The organism is Ferribacterium limneticum (assembly GCF_020510585.1).
GTDB lineage: Bacteria > Pseudomonadota > Gammaproteobacteria > Burkholderiales > Rhodocyclaceae > Azonexus.
The window spans coordinates 3,893,245-3,917,163 of sequence record NZ_CP075190.1; the positions used below are offsets into that span (position 1 = coordinate 3,893,245).

Below are 23,919 nucleotides of genomic sequence, written 5' to 3' on the forward strand. Positions count from 1 at the left end.
GCGGCGACCGCTCAGGCCGCCTGCAATTCCCGGACATCAAGCGGTACCAGCATGTCCTGAACGCGACCGACAATTTCCTCGAGCGCCTCGATCTGCTGGAGCAGGTTTTGCTCGACGCCATCGAGTTCGGCAATTCGGTCTTCCAGCGTATCGGTCGCCTGATGGATGCGTTTGATACTTTCCAGACGACGCTTGAGCTGAATCTGGTGTTCGCGCACCTGGGTTTCCATCGGCGCCATGATGGCGCGCAGCCAGACTTCCGCATCGCGGTTGGCGTGCTCGAAGGCACGCCGCACCTGGGTGGCCACCTCCTCAAAGAATTTCTGCGTGATGTTCTTCTTGTCGTGGGTGAGCAGGCTGACCATCGTGTTGAGATGGTCGTCGCACCAGGCCTGCAGGCGGTCGAGCTCCTTCTCGTAACGGAGCAGTGAGAAGGTCGTCGGCGAACCGAGCTTGAGGCCGTGCTCGATGGCAAATTTCTTGTAAACCGCCTCCATCATCGACAGGATTTCGCTGATTTCGTTGTTCGACTTGGCCAGCGCATCACGCGAACCGGCAAAGAAACGGGCCATGGCATCGGACAAGGTCTTGGAAAAAGCGGCATCGAGCATGGTTTCGCGCGTTTCGTGCGTCAACTGGCGCAGAACGTCGAGACCGAGGTGGCTGAACAGGTTGTTGGTCAGCGTTGAAAACACGCTGCGCACGGCGTAGTAACGCTGCAGGCCGGACTCGAATTCGTCCTTTTCCGCCCGTACCTTGCCCATCATGTACTCGACGACGCCCTTGTTCTTGCCACGCAGTTCGGTCAATTCGGTCAGCTGCTCGCGCAGGCCAAGCAGACGCGTGTCGAGCAGGCTGCGCACGCGTCTGCTGACATCGCCAAACTCGCCTTCGGTGCTGTCGCAGACGATATCGCGCTTGGCCGGGATCAGTTCCTCGGAGAGCGCGGCTTCGAGCAACGGCAGGCGGCTCTTGTCGAGCAAGGCCGTATCGCCGTTGATCTTGGCGACCAGGCCCTTTTGCGCCGAAACCGGGAAAATCTGGCTGGCCGGCAAGTCGAGAATGGCAGCGCTGGAATCGACCTGACGCTGGATTTCGCCGTCGATTTCCTCTGTGGATTTCAATTCGTCCCACTGGCCGTCGATCTTGTTGAGGACAACCATCCGGCCGCGCTTGGCCATGCCACCACCGCAAATATGCTCGCGCCAGATGGCCAGATCGGATTGGGTCACGCCCGTATCGGCCGCCAGAATGAACAGCACGGCATGGGCATTGGGGAGCAGCGAGAGGGTCAGTTCCGGCTCGGCACCGATGGCATTGAGGCCCGGCGTGTCAAGAATGACCAGCCCCTGCTTGAGCAGCGGGTGCGGAAAATTGATCATGGCGTGACGCCAGCGCGGGACTTCGACCAGCCCGTCATCACCAATCACATAGAGATCGATCTGCCCCTGGCCGACTTCGAAACCGAGACGGCCAGCCTCTTCGGGCGTTACCCGGGTGGTTTCGCTGACGTGGCGCAGGGCGTCCTGCATGGCTTCCGGCGACTCGGTATCGAGCGAAATTTTCGTCCACTCATCGGCAAAGCGCTTGTATTCGCTGACACTGGAATTCGAGGCCCGCGTCTGGATCGGCAGCAGTTCGATACACGGCAGCTTGTTACCGTCGAACAACAGCTCGGTCGGACACATGGTCGTCCGGCCGGCCGACGAAGGCAGCATCCGATTGCCGTAGTCGGCGAAGAAAATGGCGTTGATCAACTCTGACTTGCCGCGCGAGAACTCGGCGACAAAGGCGACATTGAGCCGGTCTTCACGCAGGCGTTCGAGCAGTTGCGTGAGGCGCAGGTCGCTCTGGGCATCGGACAGCTCGTTGTTATTCAGCCAGCCCTGAAGCTCAGCAATATAAGTGGCCAGGCGCGAACGCCAGGCGGTATAGGCAGCGAATTGGTTGGCGAGCGACATACGGCGTCCTTCCCGGGGCAATCGGAAACTTCAATTTAGCATAAATACATAGACTTGCAGAGCCATTTTAATGCTGGCAGCCAGCGCAATAGTAAGTACTCCGCCCGGCCTGGCGAATTTGTCTGACCACGCCACCACAGCGCAGGCAGGGCTGTCCGGCCCGGTCATAGACGCCGGCCTGAATCTGGAACCAGCCGGCACTACCGTCGCTGTGCACGTAGTCGCGAATGCTGCTCCCCCCCGCCGCAATGGCGTCCGACAAGGTTTGGCGTATGGCCGCCACGAGCACTTCATAGCGCGCCCGGCTGATCCGGTTGGCCGCCCGCAGCGGCGATATGCCGGCGCGGAACAAGCTCTCCGAGGCATAGATGTTGCCGATGCCGACGACCAGATGGCTGTCCATGATGATCGGCTTGATCGGCCCGCTGCGTTTCGAAATTGACGGAAAAATCCGGTTGACCGTGAAATCGTCCGACAAAGGCTCGATACCCTGTGTTGCCAGCAAGGGATGCAGCTCCGCCGCCGCGGGCGGCCCCGGCTGCCAGAGCACGACGCCGAAACGGCGCGGATCGGCCAGACGCAGACTCTGCCCGGCCAGCACCAGATCGAAATGGTCGTGCTTGGCCGGTGGCAGGTCGCGCCCCACGAAGCGCAGGTTGCCCGACATCCCGAGATGAATGATCAGGCTCCCCTCAATCCCCGCGCGCTGACAGTCGATCAGCAGGTACTTGCCACGCCGGCGCACAGCAACGATATGGCAGCCTGGCAACAGTTCAATCAAGGCCCGCGGAATCTCATGACGCAGCTTCGGCGCACGAATAACCACGCCCTCGATCAGCGCGCCTTCGAGCTCCGGCGCCAATCCGCGACGACAAACTTCCACCTCCGGCAATTCCGGCATTGCTTGTTCCTCCGGGCAAACCCAAATAACATCACAAACTTATCGGATTCTATGCGTTCCAATAAGCAATTCTCGCGCGATCATCGCGCAAACCTCGATCGAAAGCCGTCCATGCAACTGAAGCGAATCGCTGCCGCCCTTACCCTCACCCTGGGCCTGACCCAAGGTGGATACGGCCTGGCCGCCGGCGAAGCCCCCGCCAAACCAGCCGACAAGCGGCAGAGCACCCAATCCGCCTCGGAAGACCTGCTCGCCCGCACGGTTTTCCAGGCTCTGGTCGGCGAATTCGCACTGCAGCGCGGCGACGCCAAACTCGGCTCCGACGCGTGGACCGATCTTGCCCAGCGTACGCGCGATCCGAAAGTCGTCGCCCGAGCCACTGAAGTAGCCGGCTTCGCCCGCCAGTTCGACCGCGCCCTCGAACTGTCCAAACTCTGGCTCGAAGTCGAGCCCGACTCGGCCAAGGCCCGGCAATCCCGGTCCTCGCTGTTGATCCTGGCCGACCGCCTCGACGAACTCGCCCCCCAATTGGCGGCCCTGCTCGCTCAGGACAAACCGAATCTTGGCAACAACCTGATGCACCTCAACCGCATGCTCGCCCGGCACAACGACAAAAAGGCCGTCCAGTCGCTGGTCGACCGCCTTGCCGCACCCTACGACGACCTGCCCGAAGCGCATTTCGCCATGGCCCAGGCCGCCGCCAATGCCAACGACAACCTGCGCGCCCTCAACGAAACCGAGAAGTCCCTGCAACTTCGCCCCGACTGGGAAAGCGCTGCCCTGGCCCGCGCCCAGATTCAGGCAAGGCTGTCACCGCAGACGGCCATCGAGAGCCTGAGCGCTTTCGTCGACGCCAACCCGGCCGGCCGTGATGCCCGTCTGGCGCTGGCCCGCCTGCTCATCAGCGAAAAACGCTACGACGAGGCACGCCGTCATTTCGACCGCCTGATCAAGGAAAATCCGGACAACCCGGACGTCATCTACCCGGTCGCCATGCTCGCCCTTCAGCAGGGCGACATGACCACCGGCCGTACCCAGCTTGAACACCTGCTGACCACCGATTTCGCCGACAAGAGCACCATCCATTTCTTCCTTGGCCAACTCGACCAGGAACAAAACAAGACGGAAGCAGCGGCTGAACATTACCGCCAGGTCACCGTCGGCGAGCAATACATCGCCGCCCGTTCCCGATTGGCGCAAATCCTCCTCCAACAGGGCAAGACCAGCGAAGCCCGCGAACTGCTGCACAACACGCGCGGCGGCACCGTCGGCGAACGGACCCAGTTGATCCTCGCCGAATCCCAGATCCTGCGCGAAGCAGGCCGCCACAACGACGCCTACATTGTTCTCGACCTTGCCCTGACGGCCCAGCCGGACAACCCCGAACTGCTTTACGAAGCGGCGCTGACCGCCGAGCGCATCGGCAAGCCGGAAATCCTTGAAACTCACCTCAAGCATCTGCTGAGCATCAAACCGGACCACGCCCACGCCCTGAACGCGCTCGGCTACTCCTTGGCCGAACGCAACATCCGCCTGCCAGAAGCCCACGACCTGATCGCCAAAGCACTCAGCCAAACCCCGGAAGACCCCTTCATCATGGACAGCATGGGCTGGGTGCTCTACCGCCAGGGCAAGCTGGCGGAATCCCTGAAGACGCTTGAAAATGCCTATCGCATCAAGGCCGACCCCGAAATCGCCGCCCATCTCGGCGAAGTGCTGTGGGCGATGAATCGCAAGGACGACGCCCGCCGTATCCTGCAGGAAGCCATCAAGGCACATCCAGGCAACGAAGTCCTGAGCGGTACCGTCAAGAAATACCTGCCTTGAAATTACGCTTCACCCTGCTGCTTGCGGCCAGCCTGCTGACCGCCTGCGCCAGCACGCCACCGGCACGACTGGCCGCCCGCGACCATATCCGCGACTTCACGCTGGAAGGCCGCTTCGCCCTGCGCGTCACGCTGCCCGGCCAAGCCGTGCAAAACTCCGGCGGCCGCCTGACCTGGACGCACCAGAACCGCAGCGACCGCGTGCTGCTCTCCAGTCCGCTCGGCTACGGACTGGCCGAAATCGAAACGACACCGGAAATTTCCCGCCTGCGCACTGCTGAAGGCAAGACGCGCGAATCAAGCGATCCCGACGCCCTGATTGAAGACGTCACCGGTCAGCGCCTGCCGGTCAGCCGCCTGCCGGCCTGGCTGCTCGGCCGCTCGGGCGGAACGGCGCAGATCGAGACAGACGCCCGGGGCCGCCCCGCCCGGCTGAGCGAAGATGGCTGGCAAGTCGATTACAGCTTCGAAGATGACAGCCCGAGCGCCCTGCCGGCCCGCCTGACCCTGTCGCGCAATGGTGAAATCGAACTGCGCCTGCGTATCGAGGAATGGAAGGACGCACCGTGAGCGACTGGAACTGGGATAGCACCTGGCCCGCCCCGGCCAAACTCAACCTGTTCCTGCACGTCGTCGGCCGGCGGGCCGATGGCTACCACCTGCTGCAAACCGTCTTTCGCTTTATCGACCGCGCCGACACGCTGCGTTTCGAAGCACGCGACGATGATCAAATAGTTCTCGCCACGCCCATTCCCGGCGTCCCGGCCGACAGCGACCTGACCGTCCGTGCCGCCCGCCAGCTGCAGGAAGCAACGGCTTGCCGGCAAGGCGCCACCATCCATCTCGACAAGCAATTGCCGATGGGTGGCGGCCTGGGTGGCGGATCATCCGATGCCGCCACCGTGCTGCTCGGGCTCAACCATCTGTGGCAGACCGGCCTCAGCCGCCCGGCGCTGGAAAAACTCGGTCTCACTCTCGGCGCCGACGTCCCGGTCTTCATCCATGGCCAGAACACCTTTGCCGAAGGCGTCGGCGAAGCCTTCACCGATGTCGACCTGCCGCCGGAAAGCTACCTGGTCCTGCATCCTGCGGCACACGTGCCAACTGCGGCCATTTTCGGCGCCCCCGAACTGAAGCGCGACACCGCTGCCATCCGCCCAGCCGACTGGCAGCACGGGCAAGGCCACAACGATCTTGAAGCTGTCGCCTGCGCCAAATTTCCGGCCGTCGCCGAGCATCTCGCCTGGCTCAAAACCCACGCTCCGCTCGCAATGATGACCGGCTCCGGCGCCTGTGTTTTCGCCGGATTCCGCCGGCGCAGCGAGGCCGAAGCCATTCTCGCCAGCCTTCCGGCCGGCATGCAGGGCTGGATCGCCGATGGCCTGAGCGAACACCCGCTGGCAAAAATTCGCTGAGGGGCTGGATTTCCCCAAAGAGCTACTGTATTATTCGCGCCTCGCTCGGACGCGAACCCGTTCGAGCAACCCGCTGGGGAGTCGCCAAGTTGGTCAAGGCACCGGATTTTGATTCCGGCATTCGAAGGTTCGAATCCTTCTTCCCCAGCCAAGTTTCCTTCGGGCAGGTCACAAGCCTGCCCGATTTTCATTGTGGCGGGCAAATGCACGTAAGCATGCAGAAGGTCCGGAGGAATGTGGGAATGGCCTACAACAGCTTGATGGTCTTCACTGGCAACGCCAATCCAAAACTGGCTGCCGACGTCGCAAACCAACTCAACGTCGATCTTGGCCGCGCCAACGTCGGGCGCTTCTCCGACGGCGAAGTCAGCGTCGAGTTGCAGGAACACGTTCGCGGTCGCGACATCTTCGTGCTGCAATCGACCTGCGCGCCCTGCAACGACAACCTGATGGAACTGCTGGTCATCGTTGATTCGCTGAAACGCGCATCGGCCGGCCGCATCACCGCCACCATCCCGTACTTCGGCTACGCCCGCCAGGATCGCCGCTCGCGCTCCTCACGCGTGCCCATTGCCGCCAAGCTGGTCGCCAACATGCTCGTCGCCTCCGGCGTCGATCGCGTGCTGACCATGGATCTCCACGCCGAACAGATTCAGGGCTTCTTCGACATTCCGGTCGACAACATCTACGCCCTGCCCATCCTGCTCGACGATATCCGCAAACAGCATTATGAAAACCCGCTGGTCGTTTCTCCCGACCACGGCGGCGTCGTCCGCGCCCGTTCGCTGGCCAAGCGCCTCGAATGCGACCTGGCGATCATCGACAAGCGCCGCCCGAAGGCCAACGTTTCCGAAGTGATGAACATCATCGGTGAAGTCGACGGCCGCACTTGTATCATCATGGACGACATGGTCGATACCGCCGGCACCCTGTGCAAGGCTGCCACCGCGTTGAAAGCCAATGGCGCCAAGAAGGTTGTCGCCTACTGTACCCACCCGGTGCTGTCCGGCCCGGCGATCGAGCGGGTCAACGACTCCGACCTCGACGCCCTGGTTGTCACCGATACCATTCCGCTGCGCGACGATGCCGCTGCCTGCCCGCGCATCCGCCAGCTTTCCGTGGCCGAAATCATGGCCGAAACGATTCGCCGGATCAGCAACGACGACTCCGTCTCGTCGCTGTTCATCGATTAAGTTTTTTTAACCTTCCCGTTCTGGTCGCGGACCGGGAAAACTATTGGAGTATCACCATGCAATTTGAACTTATCGCCCAAGCGCGTACGCTGCAGGGAACGGGTGCGAGCCGCCGCCTGCGTCGCGCTGGCACCGTCCCGGGTATTGTTTACGGTGGCGAAGCGGCCCCGCAAGCCATTGAAGTCGGCCATAACGACCTGCTGCTCAAGCTGAAGAAGGAAGCCTTCCATTCTTCCGTCGTCAACCTCGTCGTTGATGGCAAGAAGGAACAAGTCCTGCTGCGCGATTACCAGATGCACGCCTACCGTCCGCTGGTTCTGCACATCGACTTCCAGCGCGTCGACGCAACGCACGAACTGCACATCAAGGTGCCGCTGCACTTCACCAACGAAGAAATCGCTCCGGGCGTCAAGCTCAACGCCGGTCTGGTTAACCACGTCATCACCGAAGTCGACGTGCATTGCCTGGCCAAGGATCTGCCGGAATTCGTCGAAGTCGACCTGTCCGCCCTGAATATCGGCGACAGCATCCACCTGTCCCAGCTCAAGCTGCCGAACGGCGTCAAGCTGGTTGCCCACGCTACTGACGACGTCGTCGTCGGCATCGTTGCCGGCAAGGTTGGCGCTGCTGAAGCCGCTGAAGGCGAAGCTGCTGCCGAGTAATTTCCGGCATCCTGCAGCAACGGCCGCCGCTGGCATCATGCCGCCGGCGGCTTTTTCGCACTTATAGCCCATGAACCCACCTCGCCTGATCGTCGGCCTCGGCAACCCCGGCCCGGAATACGAAGCGACCCGACACAACGTCGGCTTCTGGTTTGTCGACCATCTGGCCGACAAGCTGAAGGCTTCGCTCGCCCCGCAGGCCAAGTTTTACGGCAAGGCGGCGCGCGTCGGTGAAACCTGGCTGCTGCAGCCGAGCACCTTCATGAACCGTTCAGGTCAGTCGGTGGCGGCGCTGGCTAATTTCTACAAGATTCCCCCGGCAGAGATTCTCGTTATCCACGACGAGCTCGACCTGCCGCCCGGCGGCATTCGCCTCAAGCAGGGCGGCGGCAACGGCGGACACAACGGATTGAAAGATATCCAGGCCAAACTCGGCACGCCGGATTTCTGGCGCCTGCGCCTCGGCATCGGCCACCCGCGCACGCTTGGCCTATCGCAGGAAGTCGTCGATTTCGTGCTGCACCAGCCGCGCAAGGAAGAATTGCCGGATATCGAACACGCCCTCGCCCGCTGTCTGCTGGCCTGGCCCAAACTCGCCGCCGGAGACTTTGCCGGCGCCCAGCAACAGTTGCACGGCAAAGCCGTTTAGTTGGCAACCACTTAGGAAAACCCCATGTCTTTGAAATGCGGCATCGTCGGCCTGCCCAACGTCGGCAAATCCACCCTGTTCAACGCCCTGACCAAGTCGGGTATTGCGGCTGAGAACTACCCGTTCTGCACCATCGAGCCAAATGTCGGCATCGTTGAAGTGCCGGACAAGCGCATGGCTCAGCTCGCCGAAATCGTCAAGCCGCAGCGCATGCAGCCGGCCATCGTCGAATTCGTCGATATCGCCGGCCTGGTGGCTGGCGCTTCCAAGGGCGAAGGCCTGGGTAACCAGTTCCTGGCCAATATCCGCGAAACCGATGCCATCGTGCACGTCGTACGCTGTTTTGCCGACGACAACGTGATCCACGTTTCCGGCGGCGTCGATCCGCTGCGCGACATCGAAGTCATCGACACCGAGCTGGCGCTGGCCGACATGGCCTCCGTTGAAAAGGCCCTCAATCGCTACCGCCGTCCGGCCAGTTCCGGCGACAAGGAAGCCAAGATTCTGGTTGCCGTGCTGGAACGCTGCTTTGCCCAGCTTGACCAGGCCAAGGGCATCCGCGCCCTCGATTTCTCCAAGGAAGAGCTGGCGCTCCTCAAGCCGTTCTGCCTGATCACCGCCAAGCCGGTGCTCTATGTTGCGAACGTTGCCGAAAACGGCTTTGAAAACAACCCGCTGCTCGATGCCGTGCGTGCCCACGCGGCGACCGAGAAGGCTGAGGTCGTTTCCGTCTGCGCCGCCATCGAGTCAGAAATCGCCGATCTCGACGAAGAAGAAAAGCAGATGTTCCTGGCCGACCTCGGCCTTGAGGAACCAGGCCTCGACCGCCTGATTCACGCCGGCTACAAGCTGCTTGGTCTGGCCACCTACTTCACCGCCGGCGTCAAGGAAGTACGCGCCTGGACCATCCACCAGGGCGATACCGCCCCGCAGGCGGCCGGCGTCATCCACACCGACTTCGAGCGTGGCTTCATCCGTGCCCAGACCATCGCCTTCGACGACTTCATTGCCTACAAGGGTGAAGCCGGTGCCAAGGAAGCGGGCAAGATGCGCGCCGAAGGCAAGGAATATGTCGTCAAGGATGGCGATGTACTTAATTTCCTGTTTAACGTCTGACGAGAAGATTAGAATTAGTTCATATACAGTCTGAATGACTCTATGACCCGCGCCACCGCAGCAGCCAGCACCCTGCCCCCGCCGGACAAGGACCCCCTCTCCGAACAGGTCTTTGTGCGCACCTTCGAGCAGAGTAATGAAGGCATGCTGGTGACGGATAGCCGGAATCTGATTGTTGCGTTTAACGGCGCACTGTCCCGGTTGAGCGGTTATTCGCCCGAAGAACTGGTCGGGCAGAATCCGCGCATCCTGTCCTCCGGCCGGGCTTCTCCCGAGTTTTATGCGGCCATGTGGCAGGCGCTGGAAAATCAGGATTACTGGGAAGGCGAGATCTGGAACAAGCAGAAGGATGGTGCCAACTACCCGCGCCGCCTCAAGATTTCGGTATTACGCAACGCCGATGGCAGCATCCGGAACTATGTCGCCAATTACACTGAGATCGCTGCCAGCCATGAAGTCGCCGACCGCCTGGCCTACCTGGCCTATCACGACCCGCTGACCAATCTGCCCAACCGGCTCGCCTTCGAATCGCAACTGGCGCAATCGCTGCGCAGTTGCGCACGGGAGGGCAAGCAGATGGCGCTGATGCTCATCGACCTCGACAATTTCAAGAACATCAACGACACGCTGGGCCATCACGTCGGCGATCAGTTGTTGCAGAATGTCGCCCTGCGCCTGCGCGAATGCGTGCGGGCCAGCGATCTCGTGGCGCGCATCGGTGGCGACGAATTCGTCGTCGTCCTGCCCGACATCGAATCGCCGCTGACCGCCGCCCGCGTCGCCAGCAAGATTCAGAGCAATCTGGCCGACAGCTACCGGATCGCCGATCACGTGCTCTACGCCACGCCGAGCATCGGCATCAGCCTCTATCCGATTGACGGCGGCGACCCTGGCACGCTGTTGCGCAACGCCGACACGGCGATGTACCACGCGAAAAGTGCCGGTCGCAACAATCACCAGTTTTACACGGCTCGCATGAACGAGGCGGCCGGCGAGCGTCTGGCCATGGAGAACGAACTGCGCCAGGCGATTGCTGCCATTTCACCGGCGAGCAGCGAGTTTTCGCTGCACTTCCAGCCGCAGATCGAAACGGTCAGCGGTCGCGTCCTCGGCATCGAGGCCCTGCTGCGCTGGAACAACGCGAAATTCGGTTCCGTCTCGCCGATGCGCTTCATCACCATCGCCGAAGAAACCGGCTTGATCCAGCCGCTTGGCGACTGGGTAATCTGGGAAACCTGCCGGCTGATCCGCGTCATGAAACAACGGGGTATCGCCGGCATCCGCGTTGCCATCAATATTTCGGCGCAGCAGTTGCGCCATGAAAACCTGCTGCTCCTCGTCCGCGGCGCGCTGGCCTGCTACGACCTCGAACCCGAGGATATCGAGCTCGAAGTGACCGAGAGCACGGCGATGGAAAACCCGGAAATGACGCTGTCCATCCTCGACCAGCTAGCGGCCATGGGCATCGTGCTGGCCATTGACGATTTCGGCACCGGCTACTCCTCGCTGGCTTACCTCAAGCACCTGCCAATCAAGCGCCTCAAGCTCGACCGCTCCTTCGTCAAGGACATCGAGACCGACGTCAACGATGCGGCGATCTGTACCGCGACCATCGCGCTGGGCCACAGCCTGGGTCTCGAACTGGTTGCCGAAGGCGTCGAAACCGAGGCCCAGCGGGACTTTCTCGCCGGACTGGGCTGCGATTTCCTGCAGGGTTACCTGTACAGCCGGCCGATGCCTTTCGACGACACGGTGGCCTACCTCAAGGCCCACCTCGCCGCTCAGCGCCGCTAACGGATGACCTTGCGCCACTCTTCTTCGAAGGTGCGCACCAAAACCTGATTGTTCAACTGATTGACCTCGGCTGGCAGGCGCGCCATGTCGGCCGGGAATTCGAACAGGCCGGGCAGGATTTCCGATGTCAAAAATCGCGTTTTTTTCCGGTCGACCGTGGGAATGGTGAATTCCTGCCGGCCGGCGATGATGTAGCCCCATTCGCCGAAGGACGGGACCAGCGCGTGATACGGCGCCGTCTTGAAGCCGACGCTTTCCAGCGTCGTCACGACGCACCAGAAGGATTGCCGGGCGTAGAGCGGCGAGGTGGACTGGACGACGATCAGGCCGCGCGCCGACAGGCGTTTTTCGAGCAGGCGGTAGAAGGCCGAGGTATAGAGCTTGCCGAGCGCGTAATTGGCCGGATCGGGAAAATCGACGACGACAAAGTCGAAATACTCGCGGCTTTCCTCCAGCCATTGCAGCGCGTCGGCGTTGACTACCGTGACCTTGGGCGAACTCAGCGCGCCTTCGTTGAGCGCGACGAGAGCCGGGGTCTTGGCGAACAGATCGGTCATCGCCGGGTCGAGATCGACCAGCGTTACTGATTCGACGTTCGGATACTTGAGAATTTCACGCACGGCCAGGCCATCGCCGCCACCGAGCACCAGCACCCGTTTCGCCCCCGGCAGGCTGGCCAGACCGGGGTGAACCAGCGCCTCGTGATAGCGGTATTCGTCATGCGAGGAAAACTGCAGGTTGTTGTTGATGAACAAGCGCAAATCGTCTCGCCAGCGGGTGACGACGAGGCGCTGGTAGGGCGTCGTTTCGGCGTGAATGATGTCGTCGGCGTAGAGGTGGGTTTCAGCGATGGTCGTCAGTTGCCCGGCCCCGGCGAACCCGGCGGCGAGCAGGCCAAAGACCGTCCAGCTTTGCACGGCAAGCCAACGCCGCGACGGCAGTTGATCGCGGAACAGATGCAGCGCCCAGAGCGCCACGGCGACGTTGAGCACGCCAAACAACAGCCCGGTACGCACCATGCCGATCTGCGGCGCCAGGACGAGCGGAAAAAGGATGGAGACCGCCAGCGCGCCAAGATAATCGAAAGTGAGCACTTGCGACACGAGGTCCTTGAAGGCCAGTTCGCGCTTCAGGATGCGCATGACCAGCGGAATTTCCAACCCCACCAGGACGCCGACGCCGAACACCGCGAGATAGAGCACCAGCTTGAACGGCCCGCCCAGCCAGGTGAAAACGAGGAACAGCCCGATCGCCGAAAAGCCGCCGAGCAGCCCGACCATAAGTTCGATCTGGATGAAGCGCCCGATCAGATCGCGCGTGATGTATTTCGACAACCACGAGCCAGCGCCCATGGCGAACAGGTAGGTGCCGATCACCGTCGAGAACTGCGTCACCGAGTCGCCGAGCAGGTAGGACGACAGCGCGCCGGCGATCAGCTCGTAGGCCAGGCCACAGGAGGCAATGACGAAAACGGAGAAAAGGAGCGCATGCCGCATGGGCAGCGATGCTACCGCGAAATCGCGGGAACGGCCCAGAACCGCAGTGGTCAGACCGGCATCGCCATTTCGTTTTTGGCCCTTTTTTCCGGTTGACCGTGAGACTCCTTCCCGCCCTGCTTTTCGCCGCTTGCCTGCCTCTGGCCGACGCCGCCGAATACACCATCGACCCGGCGCACACCTACGCCAGCTTCGAAATCGACCATCTCGGCTTTTCAACGCAGCGCGGCCAGTTCAATCGGAGCAGCGGCATCGTCGAGTTCGACGCTGAGGAAAAAACCGGCCGCATCGACATCAGCATCGAAACCGCCTCGCTCGACACCGGTTTTGAATTGCGCGACGACGTCCTGCGCGGTGACGACTGGTTCAAGGCCAAGGACTTTCCTTACATATTCTTTCGCAGCCAGAAACTCATTTTCACCGAAGAAAAACTCAGCGCCGTCGACGGCGTCCTCGTCATGCTCGGTGAAATCCGGCCGATGCGCCTTGAGGTCAGCCGCTTCAAATGCGGCCTCAATCTGGCCAGCCGCAAGCGCGGCTGCGGTGCCGACGCCATCGGCGTGTTACGCCGCTCCGAATTCGGCCTGAGCAACGGCCTGCCCTTCATCGGCGACGAAGTCCGCCTGCGCGTCCAGGTCGAAGCCTATCAGCCCTGAATTTCCTTTCCGCCGGGGCGCCCGCCACTGCACTAAAGTCATGTGCTAATCCCCTGTTTCTGCGAAAATAGCACCCCCCTTTTGCTGTTCCCGGACACCCCAATGCCACCCCATCCCGCCATCGCCAGCACCGCCGAGATCGTCGCCGAACTCAAGGCCGGTCGCATGGTCATTCTGGTCGATGAAGAAGACCGCGAAAACGAGGGCGACCTCGTCATGGCCGCCGAACACATCACGCCCGAGGCGATCAATTTCATGGCCAGATTCGGCCGCGGCCTGATCTGCCTGACGCTGACTGAAGCCCGCTGCAAGAAGCTCGGCCTCGCCCAGATGGCGACCAACAACAAGACCCAGTACGGGACCGCCTTCACCGTCTCCATCGAGGCCGCCGAAGGCGTCACCACCGGCATCTCGGCCGCCGACCGGGCGCGCACCATCCAGGTAGCCGTCGCCAAGAACACGACCATCGACGACATCGTCCAGCCCGGCCACGTCTTCCCGATCACCGCCCGCGAAGGCGGCGTCCTGGTCCGCGCCGGCCACACCGAAGCCGGCTGCGACCTGGCCGGCATGGCCGGTCTCGAACCGTCCTCGGTGATCTGCGAAATCATGAACGACGACGGCACCATGGCCCGCCTGCCCGAGCTCATGGAATTCGCCAAGGAGCATGGCCTGAAGATCGGCACCATCGCCGACCTCATCCACTACCGCGCCGCCTCCGAAACCCTGGTCAAGCGCGTCACGAGCAAGACGATCAGTACCGCCCACGGCGATTTCACCATGCATGCCTATGTCGATCAGGCGAGCGGCGCCACTCATCTGGCGCTGGTCAAGGGCAGCATCCCGGCCGGCGATGAAACGCTGGTCCGCGTGCATGAACCGCTCTCCGTGCTCGATTTCCTCGACCCGGCCAGCAAGCGCCAGTCCTTCTCGATCGAGCAGGCCCAGGCAGCCATGGCCAAGTTCGGCCACGGCGTCATCGTCCTCATGCACCGCCCGGAAGACGGCGAAGCCATCCTTTCCCGCCTGACCGGCACCGCCCCGAGCGGCCCGGTCAAATGGGACCCGCGCACCTACGGCATCGGCGCCCAGATCCTGCGCGATGTCGGCGTTTCCAAGATGCGCCTGCTCTCCAGCCCGCGCAAAATGCCCTCCATGACCGGCTTTGGCCTCGAAGTCACCGGTTTCGTCACGACACCAGCGGAGCTATAAACGATGTCCCGTTTCGACAACATCTTTGAATACGACAATAACCTCGACGGCACCGGCCTCAAGGTTGGTATCGTCATGAGCCGCTTCAACCTGCCGGTCTGCGAAGCCCTGCTCTCGTCCTGCGTCACCGAACTCAAGCGCCTCGGCGTCGCCGATGCCGACATGACCATCGCCAACGTTCCCGGCGCGCTGGAAATCCCGCTCGTCCTGCAGAGCATGGCGCAAAGCGGCAGCTTCGACGCGCTGGTCGCACTGGGCGCCGTCATCCGTGGCGACACCTATCATTTCGAAGTCGTTTCCAACGATTCCTGCCGCGCCATCATGGAAGTCCAGCTCGACACCGGCGTCCCCATCGCCAACGGCATCCTGACCTGCGACACCGACGAACAGGCCGAAATCCGCACCCAGCCGAAGGGCAGCGACTGCGCCCAGGCTGCCGTCGAAATGGCCAACCTCCAGAAAGCCCTGCTCCAATGACCACTTTTCTCAGCGACAGCGAACATCCCCACGACGTCAAGGCCCCGCCCAAGTCGGCCCGCCGTCGCTCCCGCGAATTCATCCTGCAAGGCCTTTACCAGTGGCGCGTCGGCGGTGCCGACGAAGCCGCCATCGAAGCCTACGCCCCGGAAATGGAAGGCTTCGCCAAGGCTGACCGTGAATTCTTCGTCGGCACGCTGCGCGGCGTCATCGGCCAGCGCGAGACGCTGGTATCGCAAGTCACGGCGCACCTTGACCGGCCGTTCAGCGAACTCTCGCCGATTGAAGCCTGCGTCCTGATGATGGGTGCCTTCGAGATGAACAACCATCCCGAAACCCCCTATCGTGTCATCATCAACGAGGCCATCGAACTGGCCAAATCCTTCGGCGGCACCGATGGCCACAAGTACGTCAATGGCGTGCTCGACAAGATCGCCGCCGTCGTTCGCGCCGACGAGGTTGCCGCACGCAAGCAGAGTAAATAAGGCCATGCCGGGCGAGTTCGACCTGATCAGCAAGTATTTCGCCCGGCCTACCCCGTCGGCCGTCCTCGGCCCCGGCGACGACTGCGCGCTGGTCCAGCCGACACCCGGCAAGCAGCTGGCGGTGACCACCGATATGCTAGTCGCCGGCACGCATTTCCTGCCCGACACCGATCCCAAGAACCTCGGCTGGAAAGCGTTGGCCGTCAATATCTCGGACCTCGCCGCGATGGGCGCCCAGCCGCGCTGGGTGACGCTGGCCGGCGCGCTGCCAGCGGTCGACGAGCCATGGATCGCCGCCTTCGCTGAAGGCTTCTTCGCCTGCGCCGCTGAATATGGCGTCGATGTCATCGGCGGCGACACCACCAAAGGCCCGCTCAACGTCTGCGTCACGGCCATCGGCGAAGTCGAACCGGGCCGCGCCCTGCGCCGTGACGGCGCCAAGCCCGGCGACCAGATCTGGGTTTCCGGCCGTCCCGGCCTGGCCAGCCTCGGCCTCGCTCACCTTCAAAACAAGGTCAAACTGCCCGAGCCGTGGCCCCGCCTGTGTGTCGGCGCCCTTGAAAAGCCCCGCCCGCGCGTCGCCCTCGGCCTTGCGCTGAACGGCATTGCCTCTTCCGCCATCGATGTTTCCGACGGCATGCTCGCCGACCTCGGCCATATCGCCGAACGCTCGGGCTGCGCCGCCGCCGTCAAGCTGGTCCAGCTACCGCATCTACCCAAGGGCGAAAGCTACGACGCCGACCTCCGGCGCATCGCGCTCGAATGCCAGCTGACCGGCGGCGACGACTACGAGCTGTGCTTCACCGCACCGGGCACGCAAAGCCTGGCTATCGCCAAAATTGCCGCGCAACTCGAACTGCCGCTGTGGTGCATCGGCGAGATGGTGACAGGCCCAACCGGCGACGTTACCGTTTTCGACCCTGACGGCAAGCCCGTCGACTTCGGCCGCAAGGGATACGACCACTTTGGCCAAGCGACCTGATCTCAACTTCCTGATTGCCCACCCGGCGCATTTCTTCGCGCTGGGCTGCGGCAGCGGCCTGGCCCCGAAGGCGCCGGGCACCTTCGGGACGCTGTTCGCGTGGGCGATGTTCGCGCTGTTCCATCACCACTTTTCTGATTTTGGCCTTTTTTTCCTGTTGACCGTGGCCTACCTCGGCGGCATCTGGTTCATCGACGTCACCGGCCGTGGCCTCGGCGATCCCGACCACGGCAGCATCGTCTGGGACGAGATCGTGCCCTTCTGGCTCATCCTCATGATGACGCCAGCCACTTTCCTCTGGCAACTGGCCGCCTTCGCGCTTTTCCGCTTTTTCGACATCACCAAGCCGCAGCCGGCCCGCTATTTTGACGAGCATGTCAAAAACGGCTTCGGCGTCATGGCCGACGATCTTGTCGCGGCCGGCTACACTTTGCTCTGTCTCGCCCTGCTCAAGATCGTTTTCGCCTGACACGGCAACACCGCACTGGCATAGAATAGCCGGCATAACCTGCTCGGAGATTCGCCATGAGTCACAAGCATGCCCACCTGATGCGCAGCATCTTCCAGGACCCGCCATCGGGCAACATCCACTGGCGCGAGATCGAATCGCTGCTCCACCACCTCGGTGCCGAGATCGAGCCGGCGCATGGCGCCCGCTACAAGATCACGCTCAACAAGGTCGAAGCCTTCCTCCATCACCCGCACAACAGCAGCACCTGCAGCCGGACGGACATCAAGTCGATTCGCGAGATGCTCAGCCATGCCGGGGTGACTTTGTCCGCCTATGAGGCGGGAGACGTTTGAGCCATTCCCGATGAGCGTCGATAGTCCGAACGCCCGGATGCGGCGGCGTGCCTATCGCCTGCAGTGGATATCGCTGACCATCGCGCTGGTCTTGCTCGGAGCGCAAATTCTCTTTGACCAGATACAGGCCCACGGCCGTATCGAGGCAGAAGCCAGAAGCCGGCTGGAAAATCACAGCCTGATCGTCGTCAATGAACTGGAACGCCGGCTAAAGTCGATCAGCGTGGTCATCGACAATCTCCGTGACACCCTGCCCGCGCAGCGCTCCCAACCGAACGGCCAGGCCATCGTCACCCACGAACTGAGCATGCTGACGCAAGCACTGGAAGGGGTGCGCACACTGGCCTATTTCGATGCCGGCGGCACCGTGTTGGCCAGCAACCGAAGCCATCTGCCCGGACAAAACTTTGCCCAGCGCGAATACTTCCAGACTGTCCTGAAAAATCCGGACCCGGACAAACTCTATCTCAGCGAGCCCTTCGTCACGACGCTGGGCGCCTACACGATGACGCTGGCGCGCATGGTCAAGGGGCCAAGCGGCGAATTCGCCGGCATCGTCACGGCCAGCATCGATAACGACAGCATTGGCACCTTGCTCCACTCCATCCATGCCGGCCGCGAAACCACGCTTTCCGTGATGCATGGCAGCGGCAAGCTGTTGGTTCTCATACCTGAGCAAGAAAAGACGACGACCGGGCTTTCGGTCAACGTGCCCGGCTCATTTTTCCAGCGCCACACGGCCAGCGGCCAACCGGCCAGCCTGATGACCGGCATGTCTTACGCGCTGGGCAGCGAACGCCTGATGTCGATGCGCACTCTGCAACCCGAGGGCCTGCGCATGACCTCGTCACTGGTTATCGGTGCCGCCCGCGACCTCGATGAAATCTTTGCTCCCTGGAAAACCCAGGCGAGCACCCGCGCCCTCCTTTTTCTGCTGGTGGCCACCGGCTCCACGCTACTCCTCTTCCAATACCAGCGCGGACAAAAAGCGTTCGATCGCCAGATTCAGCAAAAGAACGAAGAAAACCAGCGCGCCCTGCTGACCTTCCAGCGCTTCATCGACCACATCCCGGGGGCGGCCTACCTCAAGGATGCCGACTCACGCGTACTCATGGCCAACCGGGGATTCCAGACCCTGCTCGGCATGGATCCGGCCAGCATGATCGGCAAAACCAGCCAGGAACTTTTCCCCGGAGAATTCGGCGAGAAAGTTGCCGAAGACGACCGGAAAGTGATCGAAAGCGGCGGCACCGTTGCCATCGAGGAAAGTTTCAACGGCCGGGATTACGAATCGACAAAATTCGTCGTCGACGATGGCAGCGGCAACCGCCAACTGGGCGGCGTAACGATGGACATCACCCCGCGCAAGCAGGCGGAGCGCAAACTCAAAGCGCAGCTCAAGCACGTACGCGAACTTAACCAACAACTTGAAACCGCCGAAGAGGGTTTGCGCCGGCTGTCCACTGCAGTCGAGCAAAGCCCGGCCAGCATCGTCATCACTGACCTCAAGGCCAGGATCATTTTCGTCAACGAGGCGTTTACCCTGGCCAGCGGCTATACAGCGGCCGAGGCCATCGGCCAGAACCCGCGCATTCTCCAGTCCGGCGAGACGCCCCCGGAAACTTATCGTGACATGTGGCCAACCCTGCTCGCCGGCAAGGCGTGGCGCGGCGAATTCATCAATCAGCGCAAGGACGGCTCGCACTATCTCGAACTGGCCACCATCTCGCCGGTGCGCGACAACAACGGGGCGGTCACCCACTACGTCGCGGTCAAGGAAGACATTACCGAACGCCGGCGCAACGAAGCCGAACTGCACGCCCACCGCCGGCTCCTGGAAAGCCAGGTCGAACAGCGCACCAGCGAACTGGCCGCCGCCAAGGAAAAGGCTGACGCAGCCAATCGCGCCAAATCCGAATTTCTGGCCAATATGAGCCACGAGATCCGCACGCCGATGAACGCCATCATCGGCCTCAACTACCTGCTCAGGCAAAGCCCCCTGCAACCCGACCAGCACGAAAAGCTGCTCAAGGTCTCGGCAGCGGCCGAGCATCTGTTGCAGATCATCAACGACATTCTGGATCTGTCGAAAATCGAGGCGGGCAAGGTACTGCTCGAAAGCTACGCTTTTGCGCCCGCCGAGGTCTTGCAGAACATTGGCGCGATGATTCGTGACCGGGTCGCCAGCAAGGGGCTGAGCCTGCACATCGATACGAGCACCTTGCCGGAACGCGCCATTGGCGACGTTACACGCCTGCGTCAGGTGCTGCTCAACTTCGCCGGCAATGCAGTCAAGTTCACGCAAAAGGGTTCGATTTCAATCGCTGGCGAACTGCTGGGCACCGACGGGGAGGAAATGACCTGCCGCTTCAGTGTCAGCGATACCGGCATCGGCATCCGCCCCGAAGATACGGCACGTCTGTTCAACGCCTTCGAACAACTCGACAGCTCGACCACCCGGCGCTTTGGCGGCACCGGCCTGGGCCTGGCCATTGCCCGCCACCTCGCCGAGTTGATGGGCGGTGAGGTCGGCGTCGAAAGCACACCGGGCGTCGGTAGTCGTTTCTGGATAACCGCACGCCTCGGCGTGGCCAGGGATGAAGCGGCACCCATACCGGAAAACGTGCAGCAGGGGCAACTGAAAGGACGCGTTCTGGTGGTCGAGGACGAGCGAATCAACCGTGATATCGCCGTTGAACTACTGACCAGCGTCGGGCTCGAGGTGGTCACCGCTGAAAATGGCTTGCTCGCGGTCGACCGGTATAAACAGTCAAATTTCGATCTTATCCTGATGGACATCCAGATGCCGGAGCTCAACGGACTGGATGCAACCCGGCAAATCCGCACCCTCGAAAACGGCGCCTCGATACCCATCATCGCGCTGACGGCGAACGCCTTTGACGCCGACCGGGAAAACTGCATTGAGGCCGGCATGACCGATTTTCTGGCCAAGCCGGTCTATCCCGATGCCCTCTATACCCTGCTCGCCAAACATCTACCTGCGACGGCTGTCGCCCGACGCGCAACAGCCCTTCCGCAACGAGATGAGATGGAAGAAAAATCCAGTCCTCACGCGTTGCTGCAACAAATCGACACGCTGTGCAAATTGCTGAGCACGGGAGATATCGAAGCAACCCGCCAGTTCAATCAGCTCAAAACAGATCTAAAGCGTTATTGCCCTGCCGAGTGCGAGCAACTGCGCCAGCAAATTGCAATTTTCAACTTTGATGGCGCAATCGCGCTGACCGAAAGTATAAAAACACAGCTAGCCTGAAATTATTTCTCCAGTACACGCGCAATGCCTTGTCTGAGAGCGCTTGGCGGGGGAGACTAGCGTTCGTGAATGAAATGCAAGGGGAGCGGGAAGCATGACAGATCAGGACAACAAGACCCAGGGTCCCAGCAAACCCATTGTGCTTATTGTCGACGACGTGCCGGACAACCTCGCCGCCATTTCGGAAATGATCAGCAATCTTGGCGTTGACGTCCGGGTCGCCAACAGTGGCCTGGTCGCCCTTCGCTACGCCAGGCTGCCCCCCCACCCGGACCTCATTCTGCTCGATGTCATGATGCCCGAGATGGATGGCCATGACGTGCTCCGTGCACTGCGCGCGGATGCCGAAACCCGCGATATTCCGGTGATATTCGTTACTGCCCTCGACGACCCGGAAAACGAGGAGCGCGGCATCGAGGAAGGCGCCGTCGATTACATCACCAAACCGATCAATCCAGCCGTCCTCGGCATACGCGTCAAGGCCCAGCTTGAACTGAAACGGGCCCGCGACATCGTTGCCGGGCAAAAGGCATGGCTTGAGCAGGAAGTTGCCCGGCGCGTCGCCGAAAACGTTCAGCTCGATACCCGGCTGCAGATCGCCCTGGCCACCTCCGGTTTCGGCATCTGGGAGCACGATCACGAACGCGGCAGCAATCACTGGAGTCCCAGCCTGTCACAAATTCTCGGCTTGGCAGAAGGGCCGACAACAATCGCTGCCAGTCTTGAATTGATCCACCCGGAAGACCGCAACGCGATAGAGCAGGGCATGGTGGCATCCCCCAGCCAAGGCGACGAAATCCATATCGAAGAATTGCGCATGCGCCATGCCGATGGTCACTGGGTATGGATGGAGGCGCGGGGGCGGATACTGCGCCGCGATGCCCAAGGGAAAGCGGCGCTGGTCCTCGGAACCATGGCCGACATCAGCCGACGCAAGATGGCTGATGCTGAACATCGCCTGTCATCGGTTGTCTTTACCGGGATCAGCGATGGCGTCTGCATCACCGATGCCAACGGCGATATTCTGCTCACCAACCAGGCTTTTTCAAAGGTGACCGGTTACAGCAGCAGCGAAGCACTCGGCAAGAATCCCCGCATCCTCCGTTCCGGGACACATGGCGCTGAGTTTTATCGCGACATGTGGGATTCCATCAATCGGTACGGCAGTTGGCAGGGTGAGATCACCAACCGGCGCAAGGATGGCGAACTGGTGACCGAATGGTTGAACATTTCAGCCGTGCGCGATCAAAGCGGGCGACTGGCCAATTACGTCGGCGTATTCAGCGACCTCTCGGAGCGCCATGCCGCGGCCGAACGCATTCAATATCTGTCCAGCTTCGACCCGCTGACCAACCTGCCCAACCGCAGCCTGTTTGCCGACCGCCTCGGACAGGCCCTGATCAGCGCTCACCGCTTCAATCGGGAGACGGCAGTTATCCTGCTCGACGTCGACCGTTTCCGTTTCATCAACGACACGCTCGGCCCACCCGTTGGCGACGCGATACTGATCGAGGTGGCACGCCGCCTCAATCTGCAGGTACGCGAGGGCGATACCATCGGCCGCCGCTCCGGCAACGAATTCGGCTTCGTGATGGCCAATCTGAGTCACGAACGAGACACCATCGCGCTCGCCCAGCGCATGCTGGACGCTATCGCCGTTCCGTTCGAGATCGGTGAGCACAGCATCGCCATTACCGCCTGCATCGGCGTTGCCGTCGCCCCCCGCAACGGCAACGATGTCGATACCCTGATGAAGTGCGCCGATGCCGCCCTGCTGCGCACCAAAAAGAGCGGACAAAATACATTCCGTTTCTATTCACCGGAAATGGATGCCGATGCCGCCCGCCGACTCGGGCTTGAGGCTGCCTTGCGCCAAGCCCTGCAACGCAATGAACTGACCGTTTACTACCAGCCACAGATCAGCCTCGACAGCGGCAACATGATAGGCATGGAAGCCCTGCTGCGCTGGAACAATCCGGCGTTTGGTTCAATCTCCCCGGCCGAGTTCATACCGATCGCCGAAGAAACCGGGCTTATCCTGCCGATCGGCGAATGGGTGTTGCGCACCGCCTGCCTGCAAACCCGGCAGTGGCTAGACCTTGGCTTGGCCAGCCTGCGTATTGCGGTCAATCTCTCAGCACGCCAGTTTCGCCAGGCCAACCTGCCTGGCCTAGTCAGCCAGTGCCTGGCCGAAAGCGGGCTACCAGCCGGTGCGCTGGAACTGGAGATTACCGAGAGTGCACTGATCGACGATATCGACGAAGCCATCGCCCAGTGCCGAAGCCTCAAGGCACTTGGCGTCAAAATTTCGCTCGATGATTTCGGCACCGGCTATTCGTCGCTGGCGTATATCTCGCGCCTCCCATTCGACAAGATCAAGATCGACCAGAGCTTTGTCCGCGACATAACCGAAAACCCGGTCAACGCGGCGATTGCTTCGGCAGCCATCGTCATGGCGCGCAGCCTCAACCTGAGCGTACTGGCCGAGGGCGTTGAAACCGAAGCGCAAGCCAGTTTTCTGCGTAGCCGACGCTGCGACTCGATGCAGGGCTATCTGTTCAGCAGACCGCTGCCGGCGGCGGAGTTCGAGCAACTGCTGGCCGGCAAAAAGCGCCTGCAACTCGCCAACACGCCACCGGAAAAGGCGCATACGCTTCTCATTGTCGACGATGAACCGAATATTCTGATGTCGCTGTCGCGCCTGCTGCGCCGCGAAGGCTTCAACATCCTGACCGCCAACTCACCCGCCGAGGCTTTCGAGCATCTGGCCAAGCATCCGGTACAGGTCATCCTCTCCGACCAGCGCATGCCCGACATGTCGGGAACCGAGTTCTTTGCCCGCGTTCGCCAACTCTATCCCGACACTATCCGCATCGTACTGACCGGCTATACCGATATCGAATCGGTGACGGGCGCAATCAATCGCGGTGCCATCTACAAATTCCTGACCAAGCCCTGGGATGACGACATGCTGCGCGAACAGATCCGCGAAGCGTTCCGGATAGCCAAGGGGTGA

The 23,919-nt window shown here is 61.7% G+C and carries 20 protein-coding genes and 1 tRNA gene; 18 read left to right on the top strand and 3 right to left on the bottom strand.

Annotation, left to right across the window (positions count from 1 at the left end):
• Positions 1-11: 11 nt before the first annotated feature.
• The gene (locus KI613_RS18615) at positions 12-1,961 is read right to left on the bottom strand and encodes a dynamin family protein (protein ID WP_226402278.1); all 1,950 of its coding nucleotides are present in this window, start codon (positions 1,959-1,961) and stop codon (positions 12-14) included.
• A 67-nt stretch (positions 1,962-2,028) separates the two neighbouring features.
• Positions 2,029-2,862 (bottom strand): bifunctional DNA-formamidopyrimidine glycosylase/DNA-(apurinic or apyrimidinic site) lyase, encoded by an 834-nt coding sequence (gene mutM, locus KI613_RS18620; protein ID WP_226402280.1) that lies wholly within the window; start codon positions 2,860-2,862, stop codon positions 2,029-2,031.
• Positions 2,863-2,973: 111 nt separating this feature from the next.
• On the opposite strand from mutM, the gene KI613_RS18625 reads away from it, so the two are divergent.
• The 9 genes from KI613_RS18625 (at position 2,974) to KI613_RS18665 (ending at position 11,517) form a co-directional block, all read left to right on the top strand.
• A complete protein-coding gene (locus tag KI613_RS18625; protein ID WP_226402282.1) occupies positions 2,974-4,689 on the top strand; it encodes a tetratricopeptide repeat protein in 1,716 nt (571 codons plus the stop codon).
• Entirely contained in the window at positions 4,686-5,258 is a 573-nt protein-coding gene (gene lolB / locus KI613_RS18630; RefSeq protein WP_226402284.1) for a lipoprotein insertase outer membrane protein LolB, read from the top strand. The genes KI613_RS18625 and lolB overlap by 4 nt, the downstream gene beginning before the upstream one ends.
• Complete coding sequence (gene ispE, locus KI613_RS18635; protein ID WP_404826947.1) at positions 5,240-6,103, top strand: 4-(cytidine 5'-diphospho)-2-C-methyl-D-erythritol kinase; 864 nt, start codon at positions 5,240-5,242, stop codon at positions 6,101-6,103. Before lolB ends, ispE begins: the two co-directional genes overlap by 19 nt.
• A 74-nt stretch (positions 6,104-6,177) precedes the next feature.
• A tRNA-Gln gene (locus tag KI613_RS18640) sits at positions 6,178-6,254 on the top strand.
• A gap of 91 nt (positions 6,255-6,345) precedes the next feature.
• A complete protein-coding gene (locus KI613_RS18645) occupies positions 6,346-7,296 on the top strand; it encodes a ribose-phosphate pyrophosphokinase (protein WP_226402288.1) in 951 nt (316 codons plus the stop codon).
• A gap of 56 nt (positions 7,297-7,352) precedes the next feature.
• A complete protein-coding gene (locus KI613_RS18650; protein ID WP_226402290.1) occupies positions 7,353-7,958 on the top strand; it encodes a 50S ribosomal protein L25/general stress protein Ctc in 606 nt (201 codons plus the stop codon).
• 70 nt (positions 7,959-8,028) lie between these two features.
• Positions 8,029-8,607: an aminoacyl-tRNA hydrolase gene (pth, locus tag KI613_RS18655; protein WP_226402292.1), complete on the top strand. Its 579-nt coding sequence runs from the start codon at positions 8,029-8,031 to the stop codon at positions 8,605-8,607.
• Positions 8,608-8,631: 24 nt separating this feature from the next.
• Entirely contained in the window at positions 8,632-9,723 is a 1,092-nt protein-coding gene (gene ychF / locus KI613_RS18660; protein ID WP_226402294.1) for a redox-regulated ATPase YchF, read from the top strand.
• 42 nt (positions 9,724-9,765) lie between these two features.
• Positions 9,766-11,517: a putative bifunctional diguanylate cyclase/phosphodiesterase gene (locus tag KI613_RS18665; protein WP_226402296.1), complete on the top strand. Its 1,752-nt coding sequence runs from the start codon at positions 9,766-9,768 to the stop codon at positions 11,515-11,517.
• Here KI613_RS18665 and KI613_RS18670 read toward each other — a convergent pair.
• Complete coding sequence (locus tag KI613_RS18670; RefSeq protein WP_226402298.1) at positions 11,514-13,013, bottom strand: polyamine aminopropyltransferase; 1,500 nt, start codon at positions 13,011-13,013, stop codon at positions 11,514-11,516. The two genes, KI613_RS18665 and KI613_RS18670, sit on opposite strands and share 4 nt — an antisense overlap.
• A 98-nt stretch (positions 13,014-13,111) precedes the next feature.
• On the opposite strand from KI613_RS18670, the gene KI613_RS18675 reads away from it, so the two are divergent.
• The 9 genes from KI613_RS18675 (at position 13,112) to KI613_RS18715 (ending at position 23,919) form a co-directional block, all read left to right on the top strand.
• Positions 13,112-13,669, top strand: coding sequence for a YceI family protein (locus KI613_RS18675; protein ID WP_226402300.1), 558 nt, complete (start codon positions 13,112-13,114; stop codon positions 13,667-13,669).
• Between the two features lie 102 nt (positions 13,670-13,771).
• The gene (ribBA, locus tag KI613_RS18680; protein ID WP_226402301.1) at positions 13,772-14,881 is read left to right on the top strand and encodes a bifunctional 3,4-dihydroxy-2-butanone-4-phosphate synthase/GTP cyclohydrolase II; all 1,110 of its coding nucleotides are present in this window, start codon (positions 13,772-13,774) and stop codon (positions 14,879-14,881) included.
• A gap of 3 nt (positions 14,882-14,884) precedes the next feature.
• Positions 14,885-15,358 carry a 6,7-dimethyl-8-ribityllumazine synthase gene (ribH, locus tag KI613_RS18685; protein WP_226402303.1) on the top strand — a complete coding sequence of 158 codons (474 nt, stop codon included), beginning with the start codon at positions 14,885-14,887 and terminating at the stop codon, positions 15,356-15,358.
• Positions 15,355-15,843: a transcription antitermination factor NusB gene (nusB, locus tag KI613_RS18690; protein ID WP_226402305.1), complete on the top strand. Its 489-nt coding sequence runs from the start codon at positions 15,355-15,357 to the stop codon at positions 15,841-15,843. The genes ribH and nusB overlap by 4 nt, the downstream gene beginning before the upstream one ends.
• Before the next feature lie 4 nt (positions 15,844-15,847).
• Complete coding sequence (gene thiL / locus KI613_RS18695) at positions 15,848-16,825, top strand: thiamine-phosphate kinase (RefSeq protein ID WP_226402307.1); 978 nt, start codon at positions 15,848-15,850, stop codon at positions 16,823-16,825.
• A complete protein-coding gene (locus KI613_RS18700; RefSeq protein ID WP_226402309.1) occupies positions 16,809-17,294 on the top strand; it encodes a phosphatidylglycerophosphatase A family protein in 486 nt (161 codons plus the stop codon). The genes thiL and KI613_RS18700 overlap by 17 nt, the downstream gene beginning before the upstream one ends.
• A gap of 56 nt (positions 17,295-17,350) precedes the next feature.
• Entirely contained in the window at positions 17,351-17,629 is a 279-nt protein-coding gene (locus KI613_RS18705; protein ID WP_226402311.1) for a type II toxin-antitoxin system HicA family toxin, read from the top strand.
• Between the two features lie 10 nt (positions 17,630-17,639).
• Entirely contained in the window at positions 17,640-20,903 is a 3,264-nt protein-coding gene (locus KI613_RS18710) for a PAS domain S-box protein (RefSeq protein ID WP_226402313.1), read from the top strand.
• 94 nt (positions 20,904-20,997) lie between these two features.
• A complete protein-coding gene (locus tag KI613_RS18715) occupies positions 20,998-23,919 on the top strand; it encodes an EAL domain-containing protein (protein WP_226402315.1) in 2,922 nt (973 codons plus the stop codon).

Coding starts and splice junctions, on each gene's coding strand:
- ychF (WP_226402294.1), top strand. CDS start 8,632: ATGTCTTTGAAATGCGGCATCGTCGGCCTGCCCAACGTCGGCAAATCC.
- KI613_RS18670 (WP_226402298.1), bottom strand. CDS start 13,013: ATGCGGCATGCGCTCCTTTTCTCCGTTTTCGTCATTGCCTCCTGTGGC.
- ribH (WP_226402303.1), top strand. CDS start 14,885: ATGTCCCGTTTCGACAACATCTTTGAATACGACAATAACCTCGACGGC.
- KI613_RS18625 (WP_226402282.1), top strand. CDS start 2,974: ATGCAACTGAAGCGAATCGCTGCCGCCCTTACCCTCACCCTGGGCCTG.
- KI613_RS18650 (WP_226402290.1), top strand. CDS start 7,353: ATGCAATTTGAACTTATCGCCCAAGCGCGTACGCTGCAGGGAACGGGT.
- KI613_RS18705 (WP_226402311.1), top strand. CDS start 17,351: ATGAGTCACAAGCATGCCCACCTGATGCGCAGCATCTTCCAGGACCCG.
- thiL (WP_226402307.1), top strand. CDS start 15,848: ATGCCGGGCGAGTTCGACCTGATCAGCAAGTATTTCGCCCGGCCTACC.
- KI613_RS18645 (WP_226402288.1), top strand. CDS start 6,346: ATGGCCTACAACAGCTTGATGGTCTTCACTGGCAACGCCAATCCAAAA.
- pth (WP_226402292.1), top strand. CDS start 8,029: ATGAACCCACCTCGCCTGATCGTCGGCCTCGGCAACCCCGGCCCGGAA.
- KI613_RS18710 (WP_226402313.1), top strand. CDS start 17,640: ATGAGCGTCGATAGTCCGAACGCCCGGATGCGGCGGCGTGCCTATCGC.
- KI613_RS18715 (WP_226402315.1), top strand. CDS start 20,998: ATGACAGATCAGGACAACAAGACCCAGGGTCCCAGCAAACCCATTGTG.
- ribBA (WP_226402301.1), top strand. CDS start 13,772: ATGCCACCCCATCCCGCCATCGCCAGCACCGCCGAGATCGTCGCCGAA.
- KI613_RS18615 (WP_226402278.1), bottom strand. CDS start 1,961: ATGTCGCTCGCCAACCAATTCGCTGCCTATACCGCCTGGCGTTCGCGC.
- mutM (WP_226402280.1), bottom strand. CDS start 2,862: ATGCCGGAATTGCCGGAGGTGGAAGTTTGTCGTCGCGGATTGGCGCCG.
- ispE (WP_404826947.1), top strand. CDS start 5,240: ATGGAAGGACGCACCGTGAGCGACTGGAACTGGGATAGCACCTGGCCC.
- KI613_RS18665 (WP_226402296.1), top strand. CDS start 9,766: ATGACCCGCGCCACCGCAGCAGCCAGCACCCTGCCCCCGCCGGACAAG.
- nusB (WP_226402305.1), top strand. CDS start 15,355: ATGACCACTTTTCTCAGCGACAGCGAACATCCCCACGACGTCAAGGCC.